The organism is Streptomyces sp. NPDC002580 (assembly GCF_042889485.1).
GTDB lineage: Bacteria > Actinomycetota > Actinomycetes > Streptomycetales > Streptomycetaceae > Streptomyces.
In genome coordinates, this window is sequence record NZ_JBIAQZ010000007.1 from 361104 (window position 1) to 379311 (window position 18208).

Below are 18208 nucleotides of genomic sequence, written 5' to 3' on the forward strand. Positions count from 1 at the left end.
GGAATAAAGGCTACGCCTCCCTGGCCGAGAAGGTCAGGCCGGGCCCGTCCAACGTCGCGCAAGTCACATCGGAATCCGCGTTTCGGCTGTGGAAATGGCGGGAAACAAGCGAGGTTCCGCTTCGGAATGGGTACGTCGACCAGGGGCCACGGCATCCTTCGCGCGGCCCTGTGCCTGATCACACGTGTACGCCGACGGCGACAACGACGGATCTTGCGACTCCGGTTCGAACTTTACGTCAACTTGGCAGAGAAGGGAGTCCCGGAAGGGTGACCTGGATCCGGCAACCCCGCTCGGATTCGGCCACTCCTATCCGGCCGCCGTGCAGATCGACCGCCCAGCGGGCGATGGCGAGCCCCAGGCCCGTACCGCCGTCGCTGCCCGGACCGTGCGGTGAGGGCACCCGTCCCCGGTTGAACCGCTCGAAGACGCGGTGCCACTCCGACTTCGGGATGCCGGGCCCCTCGTCCAGGACCTCCAGCGCCAGCGACTCCGGGTGGTCGCCCCGCCGGGCCTTCACCGTCACCCGTCCGTGCGGCGGGCTGTGCTTGACCGCGTTGTCGATGAGATTCGCCACGACCTGGTGGATCCGCTCCGGGTCCGCGTGCGCGGTCAGCTCCGGCGGCGACACGTCGAGGTGCAGGTGGACGTCCGTGCGGGTGTGACCGCCGCCGGAACCCGAGGTCATCTCCGCGCGCGCGGAGGCGACCATGTTGGCCTCCTTCAGCACACCGGAGAGATACGGCCACACCTCGAAGCGCCGCCTGCGCAGTGGTACGACGCCGTTGTCCAGCCGCGACAGGTCGAGAAGTGTCTCCACGAGTCGGCCGAGCCGCTCCGTCTGCTTCAGCGCCGTGCGCATCGTCTCGGGGTCGGCGGCCGAGACCCCGTCCACGACGTTCTCCAGGACGGCGCGCAGGCCCGCGATGGGGGTGCGCAGCTCGTGCGAGACGTTCGCCACGAGTTCCTTGCGCTGGCGGTCCTGCGCCTCCAGCTCGTCCGCCATGAGGTTGATCGTCTCGGCCAGGTCGCCCAGCTCGTCCCGCCGGTCGTCACGCACCCGGCGGGTGTAGTCGCCGTGCGATATGGAGCGGGCCACCGCGTTCATCTCGTCCAGCGGCGCGGTGAGCGAATGCGCGACGAACTGCGTGATCAGCAGTGTGGCGATCATCGAGAAGACCGTGATGAAGCGGATCTCCGTCTTGGTGTGCACGGCGATCATCGACAGGCCCGTGGTGATGAGCACGGAGACGACGACCAGCGTGCCCAGCTTCGTCTTGATCGAGAAGGGCCGCACGCCGGCCCAGGGGCCCGCGCTCCGGCGCTGCCGGACCGCTCGCTGGCCGAACCCGCGCTGTCCTGGTCCGCTCATCACATCAGCCCCTCACGCTGGTCCCGGTCACGCGGGTCCCGAACGTTCCGACGGAGGCCCGGCTCAGGGAGTCGGGGTCTCCAGTGCGTAGCCCACGCCGTGGACCGTACGGATCCGGTCGGCACCGATCTTGCGACGCAGCGCCTTGATGTGACTGTCGACGGTCCGGGTGCCGGAGGCGTCCGCCCAGTCCCACACCTCGGCGAGCAACTGCTCGCGCGACAGTACGGCACGCGGGGTGTTCGCGAGGCAGACGAGGAGATCGAACTCGGTGGGCGTGAGGTGGACGTCCTCGCTGCGCACCCGGACCCGGCGCTGCGCGTGGTCGATCTCCAGCTCGCCGAGGCGCAGGATGCCGCTGCGCGGGGTGGAGGCCGCGACCACCGCGCGCTCGACCCTGCGGAGCAGGACGTGCACGCGAGCCGCCAGTTCCCGCATGGAGAACGGCTTGGTCATGTAGTCGTCGGCGCCGACCCCGAGCCCGACCAGCATGTCGGTCTCGTCGTCGCGCGCCGTGAGCATCAGGACCGGCACCGGGCGGGCGGCCTGCACACGACGGCAGACCTCCAGACCGTCGAAGCCGGGCAGCATGATGTCGAGGATCAGCAGATCGGGCTGCCAGGCCTCGGCGGTGTCGACGGCGGCCGGACCGTCGCCCGCGGTTTGCACGAGGAATCCCTCGGCTCTCAGGCGGGCCGCAATGGCGTCGACGATCGTCGGGTCGTCCTCGACGACCAGGACCCGGCGCTGAGCGCCCGGGGTCGCCGCAGTGCCGTTCTGGGAGGTGTGTGTCTGCTCCATCGCCCGCCCCTGAAGTGTGCTTTCCGGAATCCGTGGGGTGATCCCATGACTGCGCTTGACGCTTGAATGATCCGCGTCAGGCAAGCAGGGTACGGGCAGGCACCGCGCCTCGGCTATCCAGGCCTTACCGCGAGATGCACCACGTCGGGAACGCCCCGGGCAACGGGGATCACTTCGGTGCGGACCCGTTGAAATCCGGCATTCCGCAGCGATCCTTCAAATTCCGGAGAGGGCTGGGCCGACCACACGGCGAGTACGCCGCCAGGCCTCAACGCCCGTGCGCAGCTTGCCAGTCCGGACTTTCCGTACAACCCCGCGTTGCCCTCGGTGACCGTCCAGTCGGGTCCGTTGTCGATGTCGAGGCAGAGCGCGTCGAACGTGGCGGAGATCTCATTGACGTAATCGAGGAGATCGGTCTCGATGATCTCGGTGCGCGGGTCCGCGAGCGCCTCGGCCGAGATTCCGGACAGCGGTCCGTCCCGGTGCCAGTCGATGATCGCCCGTTCGCGCTCGACAACACTGATGCGCCCCCAGCGGTCGTCCGCCGCGGCGTGCGCGAGCGAGAACCCGACGCCGAGCCCGCCGATCAGCACGCTCGGTTCCGGGCGGCCGTCCAGGGCGTCGAACGCGGCGTCCACGAGCAGGCGCTCGGAACGGCCGTCGGACGTGTCCATCAGGAAGCACCCGTTGGAGATGATCTGCAGCAGTGCGCCGTGGCTCCGCAGCACGACCTCGCCGTACGGGCCTTGACGTCGGTCGATCACCACGGGCGTGTCGTACGAGGTGGTCATGGCCGCCATCCTGGCATTTTCACCGGGACGGGTGGCCGGATTTTTCGAGGACGCCCCGCCTCGCGTCCGACCGCCTTCGTCCGCAGCCGTGGGGTTCTGTCCGCAGCTCTCCGCGGTCGTCCGCCGTCGTGCCGTGCCGCCGACCGCCGATGGGGTCCGGGTCTCCTGGTGGTGCGGGCGCGATCCGACCTCTCCGGCGATCGCGGGGGTGACCGTGCGTCGCACGGGTTGACGCGGTGGGCGGCCGGAGGTCCTCGCCCTGCGGTCCGACGGATTCCGTGTCCGGCGGCTTCTGCGGATCCCTAGGAGTACGTCCCGCGCTTTCGGGTAGGCGATCGTTCTCGCCGTCCCCTTCTATGGCGCCGACCACGCGCACCCGTCGCTCGTCCACGCCCCGCACGAGGCGTCCGGTACGGACGTCGCGCGCCGACCTGCGCTCTTGCCGGTCGCGAGCGCCCTGCGGATCGTCGGCGGGGTCGCCTCACCGTGCGCGGCCGGTGTCCTGCCGGCGCCGGCGGCGCTGATGCGTCGGACCGGCACCGCGCGGGCGGCCGGTGTCCTCCTGTTCGGGCACGTGCCGGCCGGCTCAGGAGCGCCTCCCCTTGTTCAGGAGCGCCCGTCCCTCTTTCTGAAGAGGACGAGGAGGTTGAGCCGGTCGGGGGACGGCGCCGTCCGCGAGCCGGCCGCACCGGGCGCGCCCGGACCGGTCGGCCCCACGGTGATTCCGTCCGGGCAGGGGTCGGACGACCGGTGTTCGGCGGTCCTCGAGGGCCGGCGGGCGGGACGGGGTCCAGGTCCTGTCGTCACCTTCCCGTCGTCGCCCGGAGGCGGGCGGGAATGGGACGACAAGGCCTAGCGGGCCATCGATCCGTTCTGGGCGTCGGAAGCGGAGTGCCATGCCTGCACGCCCGCCCGGGACGCCTCCTTGGCCTGTTGCCACTTCATGGCCGCCTGCTGGGCCGGCGGCACGTCCATGGCGCGGATCATGCGCTGGCCGGCGGTGAACACGGCGACGGCCATGACGGCCATGCCGGTGCAGGCCACCACGGCACCGGCCGCGGTGAGCACGGCACCGGCCGTGACGAGCCGGCGGTCGATGTCGAACGACGTGTGCTGGGTGTGGTGATGGTTCATGACTCCACTTTCCAAGGCGCGCGGCCACCCCGCATCCCGATCATCGGCCGGGAGCGGCCGTCCCCGTCCGTGCCGCCTCGCGCCGCCCGGGGCACGGGCGGAGGGCGACGGCGGACGGGCGATGGGCGACGGCGCGTCTGCCGGGACCGGCTCCCGCACCGGCCACCCTCCGCGGACCACCGGCGACGGCAGCCCGCAGGACCGGCAACCGATCGGGACCACGGCCCATGACCAGCGGTGATCCGTCCTGGGCGGCACGGATCGGAAGTGATCGCTCACAGCGAACAGCGCCTGGGGAACATTGCGGGGCTCCCAAGCATTGAGTCGGCATAGCTCAACTTGACTGCCGTAGGGGAGATCATGGCTTCGACGTCCGCATCACTCACCTTGCCCGTGCTGCCGCTCGACGACGAGGTCGTGCTGCCCGGAATGGTGGTCCCGCTGGATCTGAACGACACCGATGTGCGTGCCGCGGTGGAGGCGGCCCAGGCCGCCGCCCGTTCAACGCCCGGCAAGCCTCAGGTACTCCTGGTGCCGCGCATCGACGGGACCTACGCGAGCACCGGAGTGCTCGGCACCGTCGAGCAGGTCGGCCGGCTGGCCGACGGCGACCCGGGCGCGCTGATCCGCGGGCGTGGCCGGGTGAGGGTGGGCGCGGGGACGACGGGTCCCGGCGCCGCGCTCTGGGTCGAGGGCACCCGGATCGACGAGACCGTGCCCGACCCGCTGCCCGGCCGGGTCGCCGACCTCGTGAAGGAGTACAAGGCCCTGGCCACCAGCTGGCTGCGCAAGCGCGCCGCCTGGCAGGTGGTGGACCGGGTGCAGCAGATCGACGACGTCTCCGCCCTCGCCGACAATTCCGGTTACTCACCGTTCCTGTCCGTCGAGCAGAAGGTCGAGCTCCTCGAGACCGCCGACCCGGTGGCCCGGCTGAAGCTCGCCACCGAGCAGCTCCGCGAGCACCTGGCCGAGCAGGACGTCGCCGAGTCCATCGCCAAGGACGTCCAGGAGGGCGTCGACAAGCAGCAGCGCGAGTTCCTGCTGCGGCGCCAGCTGGAAGCCGTACGCAAGGAACTGCGCGATCTCAACGGCGAGGACGGCGAGGAGGAGTCGGACGACTACCGCGCCCGCGTCGAGGCCGCCGACCTTCCGGGACACGTTCGGGAGGCCGCCCTCAAGGAGGTCGAGAAGCTGGAGCGGTCCAGCGACCAGTCGCCCGAGGGCAGCTGGATCCGCACCTGGCTCGACACCGTCCTGGAGCTGCCGTGGAACGAGCGCACCGAGGACGCGTACGACATCCGGGGCGCCCAGGCCGTGCTCGACGCCGAGCACGCCGGCCTGGAGGACGTGAAGGAGCGCATCACCGAGTACCTCGCGGTGCGCAAGCGGCGCTCCGACCGCGGCCTCGGGGTCGTCGGCGGACGGCGCGGCGGTGCCGTCCTCGCGCTCGTCGGCCCGCCCGGTGTCGGCAAGACCTCGCTCGGCGAGTCCGTCGCGCACGCCATGGGCCGCAAGTTCGTCCGGGTCGCCCTCGGCGGCGTGCGGGACGAGGCCGAGATCCGCGGACACCGGCGTACGTACGTCGGCGCCCTGCCCGGCCGGATCGTCCGGGCGGTCAAGGAGGCCGGGTCGATGAACCCGGTGGTCCTGCTCGACGAGATCGACAAGGTCGGCTCCGATTTCCGGGGCGACCCGGCGGCGGCGCTGCTCGAAGTCCTCGACCCGGCGCAGAACCACACCTTCCGCGACCACTACCTGGAGGTCGAACTCGACCTCTCCGACGTCGTGTTCCTCGCCACGGCCAACGTGCTCGAAGCCATTCCGGAGGCCCTGCTCGACCGTATGGAGCTGGTCCGTCTCGACGGCTACACCGAGGACGAGAAGGTCGTCATCGCCCGGGACCACCTGCTGCCGCGCCAACTGGAGCGGGCTGGCCTGGAGAAGGGCGAGGTCGTCCTCGACGAGAGCGCGCTGCGCAGGCTCGCCGGGGAGTACACCCGGGAAGCGGGCGTGCGCAACCTGGAGCGGGGCATCGCCCGGCTGCTGCGCAAGGTCGCCGCCCAGCACGAACTGGGCGACCGGGAGCTGCCGTTCACGGTGACAGAGGCCGACCTGCGCGGACTCATCGGACGTCCGCACCACGTGCCCGAGTCCGCTCAGGACCCGGCCGAGCGCCGTACGGCGGTGCCCGGTGTCGCCACCGGTCTGGCCGTGACCGGCGCGGGCGGCGACGTCCTCTACGTGGAGGCGTCACTGGCCGACCCGGAGACGGGCGCGGCGGGTCTGACCCTCACGGGTCAGCTGGGCGACGTGATGAAGGAGTCGGCTCAGATCGCGCTCTCCTTCCTGCGCTCGCACGGCGCGGAGCTCGAACTGCCGGTCGGCGACCTGAAGGACAGGGGCGCGCACATCCACTTCCCGGCGGGCGCGGTGCCCAAGGACGGCCCGAGCGCGGGCGTCACGATGACGACCGCCCTCGCGTCGCTCCTGTCCGGCCGGCCGGTCCGCACCGACGTGGCCATGACCGGCGAGGTCTCGTTGACGGGCCGGGTCCTGCCCATCGGCGGCGTGAAGCAGAAGCTGCTCGCCGCACACCGGGCGGGTGTCACGACGGTGATCATCCCGAAGCGGAACGAGGCCGATCTGGACGACGTCCCTGCCGAGGTCCTGGAGAAGCTCGACGTCCATGCCGTCACGGACGTCCGCCAGGTCCTGGAGCTGGCGCTGTCGCCGGCGACGAACGGCGCGGCGCCGGAGGTTCCGGTAGCGGCGTGACGCCACTGCCGGAGGGGAAGGCCCGGGTCCCGTGAGGGAGGCCCGGGCCTTCGCCGTGCGCGGGGATCGCGCGTGGACCGTACGGGGACCGTGTGCGGCGTCAGCCGTTGGCCAGCGCCACGACCCGGTCCGGCGCGCCGTTGAACTTGTCGTGGTCCCCGACCGTCGGTCCGGACGACGTGTACTGCCACATCGTGTAGTACCCCCAGCCCGCCGGGAGCGTCCCCGGAGCGGAGGCGTAGCGCGCGATCCACAGCGGGTTGGCGGAGGCGAAACCGGCGTGGTCGCCGGTGCACTGGGTCCACCAGGTGGTGGCCGTGTAGATCACCGCGTCCCGCCCGGTACGGGCCTTGTACTGGGCGAGGAAGCTGCCGATCCAGCTGACCATCGCGCTCTGTGTCTTGCCGTAGCAGGCCGCCCCGTACGGGTTCCACTCGATGTCGAGGACACCGGGCAGCGTCCTGCCGTCCCTGGACCAGCCGCCGCCGTGGTCGACGAAGTAGTTGGCCTGGGCGGCACCGGTCGTGGTGTCCGGGGTCCCGAAGTGGTACGAGCCGCGGATCATGCCGACGTTGTAGGAGCCGTTGTACTGCTGGGCGAAGTACGGGTTCGTGTAGTACGTCCCCTCGGTCGCCTTGGTGTAGGCCCACCGCACGCCGCTGTTCCACAGCGTCGCCCAGGCGACGTTGCCCTGGTGGCCGGAGACGTCCACGCCTTCGGTCTGGACGGCGTCACCGCTGGTCGGCGTACCGTCCTCGCCGTCGTGGGCTATGACCCCCATGCCCATGTGGGCGGAGCCGCGGTCGGGGATGTCGGTGGCGGCGGCAGCGGAGGAGGAGGGGAGAGGGGAGAGGAGGGAGAAGGCGGCGAGCAGGGTTCCTACCGCGAGCAGGCGTCGGCGGTGGGCCGTTCCGGATCTGTGCACGGGCATATGCGTGCCTCCGAAGGGCGAGGGAGCTCCGCGGGTGACTCGGTGGAGCTCGACGGAGCTCGGTGGGGGGACAGCGCGGGCACGCGTGCCGAAGGGGGATCAGGCCGTTCCCGACCTGGAGTGGCGTGCGCATGCCAGTAAAAAAGTGTCTGGCAAGGAAGCTACGCACGGCGGGGGCGGCGTGGAAGGGGGGCCGGAGGCTGCCGTTGGTCTACGCCTGCGAAATACTGGCGGAGCTGCGGCAACGGTGAGTTCTGGCAGAAACTTTCAGGATCGGGAAACCGGGTCAGGGGTGCTGACGTGCACGAGGACGCGAACGACGGCGGGCGTCCGGCCGAATCCGGCGTGCCGGGAAGAGGTATGGACCGGCCCGCGGAGCACGGTGGCGTGGAGCGCGAGTTCCTCTCCCTGGAACGCGAGTTGACCGTGTTCCTGCGCCGCGCCCGAGCCAACCAGGGGGAGATGGCCCGCGAGGTCCATCCGGACCTGGAGTCCGCCGCGTACGGGCTCCTCGTCCGCCTGGAGGAGTGCGGCCGGCAGCGGGCCACGGAACTCGCCGCCTACATCGGCGTAGGGAAGGCCACCATGTCCCGGCAGCTGCGGGCCCTGGAGGAGTTGGGCCTGGTGGCGCGCGAACCCGACCCCGCCGACGGCCGCGCCTGGCTCGTCCACCTCACCGAGGAGGGCCGCGGCCGGGTCACGAGCGTCCGCGAGGCCCGTCGTGCCCGTTACGTCAGTCAGCTCGCCCACTGGGACCAGGACGAGGTCGCGGAACTCGCCCGCCTGTTGCACCAGTTGAACCTCGGCATGGAGAAGTAGGCGTCCGTCCGCGCGGCCCCCGGTCCCTCCCGGCCTCTTCCGGTCCCTCACGACTCCGAGGGTGCGACCGGCGCGTCGTCGTGCGTACTGCTCGGATGCGGATTCTGACGCGGGCGTGTTTCCCGCAACTCGACGAGTACGACCGTCGCGTCGTCGTGCGTCTTGCTCCGGCCCAGCCACAGTCGCTCCCGCGCGTCCGCGCGTTCCAGTGCCCGGACGCGCTCGACGAGAGCCGCGGCGCCGTCGTCGCGCACGAGGGCGAACAGCTCGGCCCAGTCGCCCATGCGGAACTTCTCCACCCAGCGGGTGGCACCGTCCGTGAGGGCGGCCAGGGACCGGACGGACGCGCGGGGGATCGTGCCCGTCACCGCCCGGAAGGCCGCGGAGGGGTCCGCCGCCGCCGTGAAGAACCCGCCCTCCTTGTTGCGGACGGTGGCGTCGGCGACGGCGTCCGTGGCGAGCGCGCCGCGCGGGAGGCGGGAGAGGCGGTCGTCCAGCAGGGCGGTCACCTCGCCGGTCGGGGACTCGACCAGCAGGGCCGAGTCGGAGAGGACCAGGTACTCGACCTCGGAAGCGGTCCACCGTGCGAGGACGACGGTCGCCTGGGGCGTACGCGGGTGAGAAAGGTCACAGGTTGCCGCGTGGGCCTCGGCCACCCGCGCGATCGCTCGGGACAGGACCTCTCGCAGGGGTAAATCCTCCTGCGAAACGGACAGTTCGGTCAGTGCTCCGCCGAGCCTCGCGGAGAACCAGGGGACCGGATGAGAACAGCCGTAGTCGCCGCGGGGAGGGGTCACCCCGTCCAGCACCACCAGTGAACCGCCCTGTCCTGAAGCGGGAAGTCCGACGGAAGCGAAGTCCTCATTGGGGCGGCCCGGGTCGCCGGGCTCCGAGACGAGTTCGGTGCGCATCCCGTCAGTCTGCACGAGCCCTTCACAAGGTCCCCGAAACGGCGGCGACGGTCGTTCGATCGGACGGACCAGCAGCTCAGGCGCCAGATTTGCCATGGAATGATCGACTCCGGCGACACGTGGCGGCGCATACTGCCAAAGCGCGTCCCCGACGTCCAACCGGCCCGCCGCACGGGCCCCTCGCGTGGACCCCGGCAACTTGCCCGCCAACTCCCCTCCGATGTTCACTCCTTCGGGTGGCGGGTCAGATGATGCGGTACCACTGCCCACCGGCACTGGGAGGGTCGGGAGCCGTACCGGGCGGACGCCGCGATTGACGGGACGTCACCCGGGCCCCGAATGGGTAAACGAGTCAGGAATGCGAGCACCGGTGCAGAAGACGCGGCCGAGGCGCACAGGCAAGAAGACGGCCTCCAACTCCACAGAGGGTGGCGCCGTCGGCGACGCCACCGACTCCACGGGCCGGGGCAGGACCGCCCACGTACGCAACAGGCTGATCGTGGCGGTGGCGGTCGTGGCCGCCGCCATCGCGGCCGCCGGCGCGCCCACGGTGCTGTCCGCCTCGCAACAATTGAACGACTCCCAGCACCTGGTGACGCTCGCCCAGCGGACCCAGCAGGCGCTGACCCTCGCGCACTCGCTGGCCGACGAGCGCGACGACGTCACCGCGTACGTCGCCGCCGGCCGGCCCAAGGCCGACGCGCCCTCCGAACAGCACAGCGCCCGGGTCGACCGGCAGGTCGACGAGCTGCGGGCGGACGACGACGTCCCCGCCGCGCTGCTCAAGGACCTCGACGCCATCGCGGCCCTCAGGCGCTCCGCGCTCACGGGGAAGAGCACCGCCCTCGAAGCGCACCAGGCGTACAACGACGCCATCACCGACCTCCACGCCCTCGCCGAGGACCTCGCCGACCGGATGCCGCCGCGCGCGGGCTCCGGCGCGCACTCCCTCGCGGAACTGGACAGCGCCGTCCAGCAGTCCGCCGCCGCCCGCGGACTGCTCCTGGCGGCGCTCGGCATCCCCCGCACCCCCGAGACCGTCATCGACCCCGTCACGGGCCTGGCGACGACCACGAACACCTCGTCGCAGGCGGACACCAAGCAGCGTGACGCGCTGAGCGCCGCCGCCCTGCAGGCCCGCGTCCGCTCCGACGCGGCCATCGCCGAGTTCCGCGAGACCGCGCCCGAGAAGGCCGTGGCGTCCTACGACTCCACGGTCACCGGGCCCGACGTCGCCTCCGCGGACAAGTACCTGGCGAGCCTCACCGGCCAGCCGAAGCTCTCCGGATCCGCGCTCGACACCGGCACCAAGAAGCTCGACGCCGCGCTGTCCGCCCGGATCGAGCTGATGCGCGGGGTCGAGGCCTCCCTCAACGACCACCGCACCAAGGACCTCGAAGCGCTGCGGGACGACGACGTCACCGCGCTGGAGATCCGCGTCACCCTCCTGGGCGTCCTGCTGCTCGTCGCGGTGGGCGTCGCGATGGCCATGGCCCGTACCCTCACCCGGCCGCTCGCCGTCCTGCGGATCGGCTCGGCCCGGCTCGCAGCAGACCCGGCCTCCCAGGAACCGGTCAAGTTCACCGGCCGCAACGACGAGTTCGCCCAGGTCGTCCGCTCCGTCAACGCGCTGCACGCGCACGCCGCCACGCTGCGGGCGCGGGTCGCCACCCTCGAAGGCGACCGCAACCACCTCATCGGCCGGCGCCAGCTGATGGCCGACGAGCGGGACAAGCTGCGCGGCGAACTCGCCGAGTCCGTGGCCCACCTGCAGCAGGTGCGCGGGACGATCCACAGCACCTTCGTCAACCTCGCGCTGCGCACCCTCGGTCTCGTCGAGCGCCAGCTCGGTGTCATCGAGGGTCTGGAGGAGCGCGAGCAGGACCCGGACGGCCTCGCCACCCTCTTCAAGCTCGACCACTTCGCCACCGTCATGCGGCGGCACAGCGAGAACCTCCTGGTCCTCGCCGGCGCCGAGCATGTCCAGCACCACGCGCACCCCGTTCCGCTCGTGGACGTCGTCCGGGCCGCGGTCAGCGAGATCGAGCGCTACGAGCGGGTACGGATCGCCGTGCTGCCGCCGCACGCGCACATCGCGGGCTTCGCCGCCGACGACATGAGCCACCTGGTGGCCGAACTCCTGGAGAACGCCACCTCGTTCTCGCCGCCGGACGTGCCCGTCGAGGTCTCCGGCTGGCTCCTGGAGAGCGGCGAGGTGATGCTCTCCGTGCAGGACGAGGGCATCGGCATGACCGACGAGCGGATGAGCCACCTCAACGCCCGGCTCTCCGAGTTCGACCCCGAGGACACGTACGACCAGGAGAGCGGCGAGGGACTCGGGCTCGGCCTGTACGTGGTGGCCCGGCTCGCCCACCGGCACAGCCTGCGGGTCCAGCTGCGCGAGCAGAAGCAGGGCGGTGTGGCCGCCGTGGTCGTCCTCCCGAAGTCGCTGCTGGCCGCCGCACCGGCCGTCACCGTCCCCACCACCGCCCGGGTCGTCGGCGGCGCCCCTCAAGTGGCTCTGCCCGGCGCCGACGCCGAGGCCAACTCCAACGTCCTGCGCGGTCGTTCGGTCCGCACGCCGTTGGCCCCGGCCGACGACGAGGACCCGCTGATCGCGGCGGCGCAGGCGGCGGTGCGGGACGCCGGACCCGAGCCCGACCCGGCGTCCGAGCGGACCCCGGCCCCCGCGCCCGAGTCCGCGCGGACCCCGGTCATCCCGGCGCCGCGCGATCCCGAGCCGGCCGCCGAGCCGGAGTTCACGCCCGAGACCACGATGGAGCTGCTGCTCCCGGAGCTCGCGTCGCAGCCCCCGGCACCGGTCGCCGCCGTAGCCGAGGACTCCCTGTCGGAGGCTCCCGCACCGCAAGCCCCCGCCCCGGAAGCTCCCGTACGGGACTCCGCCGCCCCGGCCACCGGCTCCTCGGAGACGGACGCGGTGCCCGCCACCGCGACCACCGCGCCGGCCTCGGACCCCGTCGCACCCGCACCGGTCTCCGACGCGCGCGCCGCCGACCACGCCGAGCCTGCCCCCGGTGCCGCCGAGCCGGCCCCCGGCACCGGCGCACCGGCCGCGGACCTGCCCGTGGGGACCGCCACCGACCCCCGCGAGGCCGATCCCTACGCCATCGGCCCGGACAGCCACGAACGCGCCTCCGACGAACACCCCCGGCTCACCGACAAGGGCCTGCCCAAGCGGACGCCGAAGATCTCCGCCCCCGTCGCCGCCCCGCGGCCGCGCGTGGGCGGGGTGGACGCCGACGCCCTGCGTCGCAGGCTGGGCGGGTTCCACCGGGGTGCGGTCGAGGGCCGTCGTGACGTGGAGGCGGAGATCGCCGACCGGACGGCGGAGACCCCCGCGCCCGACGGACGGAACGAACCGGCACCCGTGCCCGCCACGCACGCGCCCGCAGGACACGCGCCCACGGCGCGCGAGCTCGACGCACAGGACGTAGAAGCATCGGGGGGCACAGCCGAGGAGGCAAGCAGTTGACCGCGACCAGTACCTTCGGCCTGAGCAGCGAAGCACGTAACCTGCACTGGCTGCTGACCAATCTCGTCGAGGAGGTGCCGGGCCTCATGTCGGTCGCGGTCGTCTCCTCCGACGGCCTGCTGCTGCTCTCCTCCGACCCCGGCCGCAACGCCGAGGCGAGGGTGGCCGACAGCACCAAACCCAAGGGACCCAAGGGCTCCGCGGCAGACCTCGCCACCATCGTCTCCGGCATCGGCAGCCTCACCATCGGCGCCGCCAAGCTGATGGACAGCGGTGGCGTGAAGCAGACCATGGTCGCCATGGACGAGGGCAGCCTCTTCGTCATGGCGATCAGCGACGGCTCGCTCCTCGGCGTGCACGGTTCCCCGGACTGCGACATGAGCGTGGTGGCGTACCACATGGCGCTCTTCGTCGGCCGGGCAGGACACGTCCTGACCCCCGAACTGCGCAGCGAGCTGAGGAAATCGCTCGAGGCCGACGCGTCCGGGAGCGCCTGATGACCGTGTCGAACGGCGTCAGGAAGCTCCCCGTCCGCGGCGGTGACCGCAAGCCCGCCCGCGTCCGCCCCTACTCGCTCACCGGCGGACGCACGCGCTTCGGCCACGTCCTGCTGGTGGAGACCTTCGTGGCCGCGCTGGAGGCCCCGAAGGAGCGCAAGGAGCTGACCAACGGCTCCCTCACCCACCGGGTGATGCCCGAGATGCGGGCCATCGTCGAGATCTGCCGCCGGATGCGCACGGTGGCGGAGATCTCCGCCCTCCTCAGGATGCCGCTCGGAGTGGTCCGGGTGCTGCTGAGCGACCTGGCGGACCAGGGAAAGATCCGTGTGTACGGAACAGGTCACGGCCCGGGACAGCCGGACCGTGCTCTGCTGGAAAGGGTTCTGAGTGGACTCCGTCGTCTCTGACGCCGAACCTGGCGTCACCCCTCTCCTCGACGACGAGGAGAATCTGCAGGCCTGGCAGACGGATCGCACGCGCGCGCCGATCGCCACGAAGATCGTGGTGGCGGGCGGCTTCGGCGCCGGCAAGACCACCCTCGTCACCTCCGTCTCGGAGATCACGCCCCTCCAGACGGAGGCGCTGATGACCCGGGCCAGCGAGGACACCGACGACCTCACGGGCACGCCGGAGAAGCTGACCACCACCGTGGCCATGGACTTCGGCCGGATCACGCTCGACGACGACCTGGTGCTCTACCTCTTCGGCACGCCGGGCCAGCAGCGGTTCTGGTTCATGTGGGACGACCTGGTCCGCGGCGCGATCGGCGCGGTGGTCCTCGCCGACACCCGCCGCCTCTCGGACTGCTTCCCGGCGCTCGACTACTTCGAGAGCTGCGGACTGCCGTACGTCGTCGCGGTGAACCACTTCGACGGCAGCGACGTGTTCCAGCCGGAGGACGTACGCGAGGCCCTCACGGTTCCTTCGCACATACCTGTCATGATCATGGACGCGCGCCGTCGTATCTCGGTCGTCGAGACCTTGCTCGCCCTGGTCGGCCACGCGCTCGAAGTCAGCCCCGAATAGGGGTTCCCAGGTCCTAGGAGAAGCAACCCGCATGCGGAAGATACTCGTTGTCGGAGCCGGGCAGTCCGGACTCCAACTCGCCCTCGGCCTCCAGTCGCAGGGGTACGAGGTCACGCTGATGTCGAACCGGACGGCGGACGAGATCCGCTCCGGCCGGGTCATGTCGACTCAGTGCATGTTCGACACGGCACTCCAGCACGAGCGTGATCTCCAGCTGAACTTCTGGGAGTCGCAGGCCCCGAGGATCGAAGGTCTCGGCGTCTCCGTCGCGGCCCCCGGCTCCTTCGACCCGGGCCCCTCGCAGCGCGTCATCGACTGGGTCGGCAAGCTCGACGGGTACGCGCAGTCGGTCGACCAGCGGGTCAAGATGGCCGGCTGGATGGAGACGTTCGCACAGCGCGGTGGCCAACTGGTCATCCACGGCGCGGCGGTCTCCGACCTGGACTACTTCTCCCGCGCGTACGACCTGGTCCTCGTCTCGGCGGGCAAGGGCGAACTCGTCTCCCTGTTCGGCCGCGACGCCTCCCGTTCCCCGTTCACCGAGCCGCAGCGAGCCCTCGCGGTGGCCTACGTCCACGGTCTGGGCCCGCGCCCGGAGCACCCGGACTACGACGCGGTCCGCTGCAACCTGGTCCCCGGTGTCGGCGAGCTGTTCATCATGCCGACCCTCACCACCTCGGGCCGCGCCGACATCCTCTTCTGGGAGGGCGTGCCCGGCGGTCCCCTCGACGTCTTCAACGGCGTCAAGGACCCCGGCGAGCACCTCGCCCTGACCCTGGAACTCATGGAGAAGTTCACGCCCTGGGAGTACGCGCGCGCCACCGACGTCGAACTGACCGACGCGGGCGGCACGTTGTCCGGACGGTACGCCCCCACCGTCCGCAACCCGATCGGCCGCCTCCCCGGCGGCGGGCTGGTCCTCGGTGTCGCCGACGTCGTCGTGGCCAACGACCCGATCACCGGTCAGGGCTCCAACTCGGCGGCCAAGTGCGCCGCCGCCTACCTCGACTCGATCGTCGAACAGGGCGACAAGCCCTTCGACGAGGAGTGGATGCAGGCGACGTTCGACCGCTACTGGGACACCGCGCAGCACGTCACCAAGTGGACCAACGCGATGCTGGGCGCCCCGCCGGAGCACGTCCTCAACCTGATCGGCGCCGCGGGCCAACTCCCCCCGGTGGCCGACCGTTTCGCCAACGGCTTCAACAACCCGGCCGACTTCGAGAACTTCTTCTTCGACCCGGAGAAGACGGCGGCCTACCTGGCTTCGGTGACCGGGGCCTGATGCCCCTCTGACCTGCGGTCCAGCCGTCGTCACCTGTCGTCGTTTGCCACCGTCGGTTCTTCTCGGACGGCCCACGGACGGCCCAGGGGTAATCCCTGGGCCGTCCGTGTTCACGCCGGATCATCTCCACGACGCGCACCGCCTGTTCCGGGTAGGTCCATAGCCGTACGGGCCCCGCAGACGACTCGCACTCGATCACCAGTGCTTCGATCGGGACCCACAACATTTCGCGGAAGACCGCCCGGTGTGGGCGGATGCAGCGCAGGTCTTTCGGGAGTTCGCGCAGCCGCGTCCTCGACCGGCGGGGCTTCCATCGGAACCTGCCTCCGGCGCGTACCCGGCCAAGGCCGTATCGGCGTCCCTCGTCCGGCAGGTTGGCTCCGGCCTGGAAGAAGACTGTTTGCCCCGCTTCGGTCTGAGTGGCTGTTCGCCGCACTCGTCGCGCCAGGAGAAGGCGCCCGGTCACCCCGCCGAGGAGAGAACAGAGCGCCGTGATCATGCGCGCAGTGGAACAGGTGTCCGATCCGTCGCCAAGGGGCCGGGGCCTCCGCCCGGCCCTTTTCCCGCGGCCGGGCGGCGACGGACCCCTCCGCCCCGGCGGGCTAGGCGCAGCCCGGCGGGTTCTTCTCGGCCGGCACGAATTGCAGAGTGGGCATCCCGGCGGCGTCGAAGTTCGCGGTGTCCGGCCCGATCAGGGTCATGTAGCCGGCGAGCGTCTGCGTGTACTGCGAGGGCTGCTCCCCCCGGACCTGCTCGACACCGGGGAAGACCGTGTCGAGGACCCACCAACGACCTCCGAAACGAGTCCACTTGATCCCGCAATGGGTGTAGAGGTCGTACGGGTACGCCTTGTGCTGAACGGGCTTCGCCGGCCCTTTCTCCCAGTGGTCCCCTTCGGGGGTGCGGGCGGGCAGGGTGGGGCCCCGGTGCCCCCCGGAGACCGAGGTGTCGGTCAGGGACGAACAGCCGGTGAGCATCAGCCCGGCACTCAGGAGCAGGACGACGGTTCGGTGCGATGTCTTCATGCTCCCAGGACGCCCTGGGAGCCGCTTCCGTTCGGTCGGTCCCCGCGGCCCCGGCGGTCCAGGGCCGACTCTCGAGCCGGGGGTCTCGTACCGTCGCGGTCCCGGTCTCGGGCCACGACAGGTCCCGGCGGGAGCGGAGCGCTACGTGGACGGGGCGGCGGGCGGCCCGGAGGCGTACCCCTCGTCGCTGCCCTCCATGGCGCCCGCGGGCAGTTTCGGCGGTGTGTAGCGCCCCAGCGGCTTGCCGTCCGGATCCGGACGGACCGCACCCAGCAGCGGGTTCGCCGCGATGGGCGACACCTTGACCTTCGAACCGGGCCGCGGCGCCTGCACCACCATTCCCTCACCCAGGTAGATGGCGACGTGCGTGGCCTCGGGGAAGTAGATCACCAGATCGCCGGGGCGCAGGTCGCTCAGCGGGATCTCGGGGAGCCGGGCCCACTGTTCCTGGCTGGTCCGGGGGATGGTCAGACCGGCCCGCTCCCACGCCTGCGACGTCAACCCCGAGCAGTCGTAGGCCGCCGGACCCTCCGCGCCCCACTCGTACGGCTTGCCGATCTGCCCGACGGCGTACCGCAGCGCCTCCTCGCCCTCCCGGGACGGCGGCCGCACACTGCTGAGCGCGCCGGACGCCATGACCTTCCTCTGCGCCGCGGCGGTCCCCGCCTTCTCGAACCGGTCCAGTTCGGCGAGCTGTTCGGCGGTCAGCGACGCGAGCAGCGTCTGGACGTCGTCGAGTCGGGCGCGCACCTCGTCCCGCTCCTTCCGCTGCCGTGCGGCGAGGGAGAGCTGGGCGTCGAGCGCCTTGCGGGCGGCTCGCGCGAGGATGTCGGTCCGCTGCTCGCTGCCCGCCACCCGCCGCACGGCCCCGGCCCGCTCCAGGGACAACTGGCCGATCAGGTGCCCCTGGTCGAGGGCGTGCTGCGGATCCCGGGCGAGCAGCAGTCGTACGTACGAGGAGATCTCGCCGCTGCTCTGGTACTGCTGCCGGGCCAGCCGCCCCGCGGCGCCCCGGCTGTCGTGCAGGGAGAGGCGCGCCCTGGTGAGGCGGGCGTCGAGCCTGTTGACCTCCGCGCGCTGCTTCTTCAGCTTCTCGTCGGTCCCGTTGTACGTCTCGGTGGCGCGTTCGGCGTCCCGGTACAGCCGCTGAAGATCCGTCAGCAGCGAGGCGACGGACTGCCGGTCCTCGGTCCCGGAAGTCGGGCCGGGCTCCGGGGCGGCCGTGGCCGGGGCCGGGGAGAGTAGTACCCCAGCCGCCGTCGCCCCCGCACAGACCAGACGCAGAAGCCTTCCTGACACGCCATCACCTCCGGTGCCGGGGTGGTCCGTCCACCACCCGTCTCGC

Annotated in this window: 15 protein-coding genes; 7 read left to right on the forward strand and 8 right to left on the reverse strand. The window is 71.4% G+C overall.

The genetic code is table 11. The features are described 5' to 3' along the window. Positions 1 to 238 precede the first annotated feature (238 nt). The 4 genes from ACFYW7_RS23190 to ACFYW7_RS23205 form a co-directional block, all read right to left on the reverse strand. Positions 239 to 1372, reverse strand: a complete 1134-nt coding sequence (locus tag ACFYW7_RS23190; RefSeq protein WP_389505282.1) for an ATP-binding protein — start codon at positions 1370 to 1372, stop codon at positions 239 to 241. A 63-nt stretch (positions 1373 to 1435) separates the two neighbouring features. Next, positions 1436 to 2173, reverse strand: coding sequence for a response regulator transcription factor (locus tag ACFYW7_RS23195; RefSeq protein WP_389505284.1), 738 nt, complete (start codon positions 2171 to 2173; stop codon positions 1436 to 1438). Between the two features lie 113 nt (positions 2174 to 2286). Beyond that, positions 2287 to 2964, reverse strand: coding sequence for a spermidine synthase (locus ACFYW7_RS23200; RefSeq protein WP_389505586.1), 678 nt, complete (start codon positions 2962 to 2964; stop codon positions 2287 to 2289). A gap of 852 nt (positions 2965 to 3816) precedes the next feature. Beyond that, on the reverse strand, positions 3817 to 4098 hold the full coding sequence (locus ACFYW7_RS23205) for a hypothetical protein (RefSeq protein WP_389505286.1): 282 nt from the start codon (positions 4096 to 4098) through the stop codon (positions 3817 to 3819). A 360-nt stretch (positions 4099 to 4458) separates the two neighbouring features. Between ACFYW7_RS23205 and lon the strand changes: the two genes are divergently transcribed. Next, positions 4459 to 6873 (forward strand): endopeptidase La, encoded by a 2415-nt coding sequence (gene lon, locus ACFYW7_RS23210; protein WP_389505287.1) that lies wholly within the window; start codon positions 4459 to 4461, stop codon positions 6871 to 6873. Positions 6874 to 6973: 100 nt separating this feature from the next. On the opposite strand, the gene ACFYW7_RS23215 is transcribed toward lon, so the two are convergent. Continuing rightward, positions 6974 to 7804, reverse strand: a complete 831-nt coding sequence (locus tag ACFYW7_RS23215) for a lysozyme (RefSeq protein ID WP_389505289.1) — start codon at positions 7802 to 7804, stop codon at positions 6974 to 6976. 300 nt (positions 7805 to 8104) lie between these two features. Here ACFYW7_RS23215 and ACFYW7_RS23220 point away from each other — a divergent pair, with 300 nt between their 5' ends. Then, positions 8105 to 8623, forward strand: coding sequence for a MarR family winged helix-turn-helix transcriptional regulator (locus tag ACFYW7_RS23220; protein ID WP_389505291.1), 519 nt, complete (start codon positions 8105 to 8107; stop codon positions 8621 to 8623). Between the two features lie 47 nt (positions 8624 to 8670). Here ACFYW7_RS23220 and ACFYW7_RS23225 read toward each other — a convergent pair whose 3' ends face one another. Further along, on the reverse strand, positions 8671 to 9534 hold the full coding sequence (locus ACFYW7_RS23225; protein WP_389505293.1) for a protein phosphatase 2C domain-containing protein: 864 nt from the start codon (positions 9532 to 9534) through the stop codon (positions 8671 to 8673). 370 nt (positions 9535 to 9904) lie between these two features. Here ACFYW7_RS23225 and ACFYW7_RS23230 point away from each other — a divergent pair, with 370 nt between their 5' ends. Genes ACFYW7_RS23230 through ACFYW7_RS23250 form a run of 5 tightly spaced genes read left to right on the forward strand, consistent with a single transcriptional unit; the run spans position 9905 to position 15838 of the window. Further along, positions 9905 to 13027, forward strand: coding sequence for a nitrate- and nitrite sensing domain-containing protein (locus ACFYW7_RS23230; protein ID WP_389505295.1), 3123 nt, complete (start codon positions 9905 to 9907; stop codon positions 13025 to 13027). Then, positions 13024 to 13524 carry a roadblock/LC7 domain-containing protein gene (locus ACFYW7_RS23235; RefSeq protein WP_389505297.1) on the forward strand — a complete coding sequence of 167 codons (501 nt, stop codon included), beginning with the start codon at positions 13024 to 13026 and terminating at the stop codon, positions 13522 to 13524. Before ACFYW7_RS23230 ends, ACFYW7_RS23235 begins: the two co-directional genes overlap by 4 nt. Then, positions 13524 to 13934 carry a DUF742 domain-containing protein gene (locus tag ACFYW7_RS23240; RefSeq protein ID WP_389505299.1) on the forward strand — a complete coding sequence of 137 codons (411 nt, stop codon included), beginning with the start codon at positions 13524 to 13526 and terminating at the stop codon, positions 13932 to 13934. The genes ACFYW7_RS23235 and ACFYW7_RS23240 overlap by 1 nt, the downstream gene beginning before the upstream one ends. Beyond that, entirely contained in the window at positions 13915 to 14553 is a 639-nt protein-coding gene (locus ACFYW7_RS23245) for an ATP/GTP-binding protein (RefSeq protein ID WP_389505301.1), read from the forward strand. The genes ACFYW7_RS23240 and ACFYW7_RS23245 overlap by 20 nt, the downstream gene beginning before the upstream one ends. Before the next feature lie 31 nt (positions 14554 to 14584). Continuing rightward, the gene (locus ACFYW7_RS23250) at positions 14585 to 15838 is read left to right on the forward strand and encodes a styrene monooxygenase/indole monooxygenase family protein (protein WP_389505303.1); all 1254 of its coding nucleotides are present in this window, start codon (positions 14585 to 14587) and stop codon (positions 15836 to 15838) included. Between the two features lie 602 nt (positions 15839 to 16440). Here the strand turns inward: ACFYW7_RS23250 and ACFYW7_RS23255 are convergent. Both ACFYW7_RS23255 and ACFYW7_RS23260 read right to left on the reverse strand, forming a co-directional pair. Continuing rightward, a complete protein-coding gene (locus tag ACFYW7_RS23255; protein ID WP_389505305.1) occupies positions 16441 to 16863 on the reverse strand; it encodes a hypothetical protein in 423 nt (140 codons plus the stop codon). Between the two features lie 141 nt (positions 16864 to 17004). Then, on the reverse strand, positions 17005 to 18162 hold the full coding sequence (locus ACFYW7_RS23260; protein ID WP_389505307.1) for an NlpC/P60 family protein: 1158 nt from the start codon (positions 18160 to 18162) through the stop codon (positions 17005 to 17007). Positions 18163 to 18208 lie beyond the last annotated feature (46 nt).

Bases quoted from the DNA above. Each gene is read 5' to 3' on its own strand.
- ACFYW7_RS23190 (WP_389505282.1), bottom strand. From the start codon at position 1,372: ATGAGCGGACCAGGACAGCGCGGGTTCGGCCAGCGAGCGGTCCGGCAG.
- ACFYW7_RS23195 (WP_389505284.1), bottom strand. From the start codon at position 2,173: ATGGAGCAGACACACACCTCCCAGAACGGCACTGCGGCGACCCCGGGC.
- ACFYW7_RS23200 (WP_389505586.1), bottom strand. From the start codon at position 2,964: ATGACCACCTCGTACGACACGCCCGTGGTGATCGACCGACGTCAAGGC.
- ACFYW7_RS23205 (WP_389505286.1), bottom strand. From the start codon at position 4,098: ATGAACCATCACCACACCCAGCACACGTCGTTCGACATCGACCGCCGG.
- lon (WP_389505287.1), top strand. From the start codon at position 4,459: ATGGCTTCGACGTCCGCATCACTCACCTTGCCCGTGCTGCCGCTCGAC.
- ACFYW7_RS23215 (WP_389505289.1), bottom strand. From the start codon at position 7,804: ATGCCCGTGCACAGATCCGGAACGGCCCACCGCCGACGCCTGCTCGCG.
- ACFYW7_RS23225 (WP_389505293.1), bottom strand. From the start codon at position 9,534: ATGCGCACCGAACTCGTCTCGGAGCCCGGCGACCCGGGCCGCCCCAAT.
- ACFYW7_RS23240 (WP_389505299.1), top strand. From the start codon at position 13,524: ATGACCGTGTCGAACGGCGTCAGGAAGCTCCCCGTCCGCGGCGGTGAC.
- ACFYW7_RS23250 (WP_389505303.1), top strand. From the start codon at position 14,585: ATGCGGAAGATACTCGTTGTCGGAGCCGGGCAGTCCGGACTCCAACTC.
- ACFYW7_RS23255 (WP_389505305.1), bottom strand. From the start codon at position 16,863: ATGAAGACATCGCACCGAACCGTCGTCCTGCTCCTGAGTGCCGGGCTG.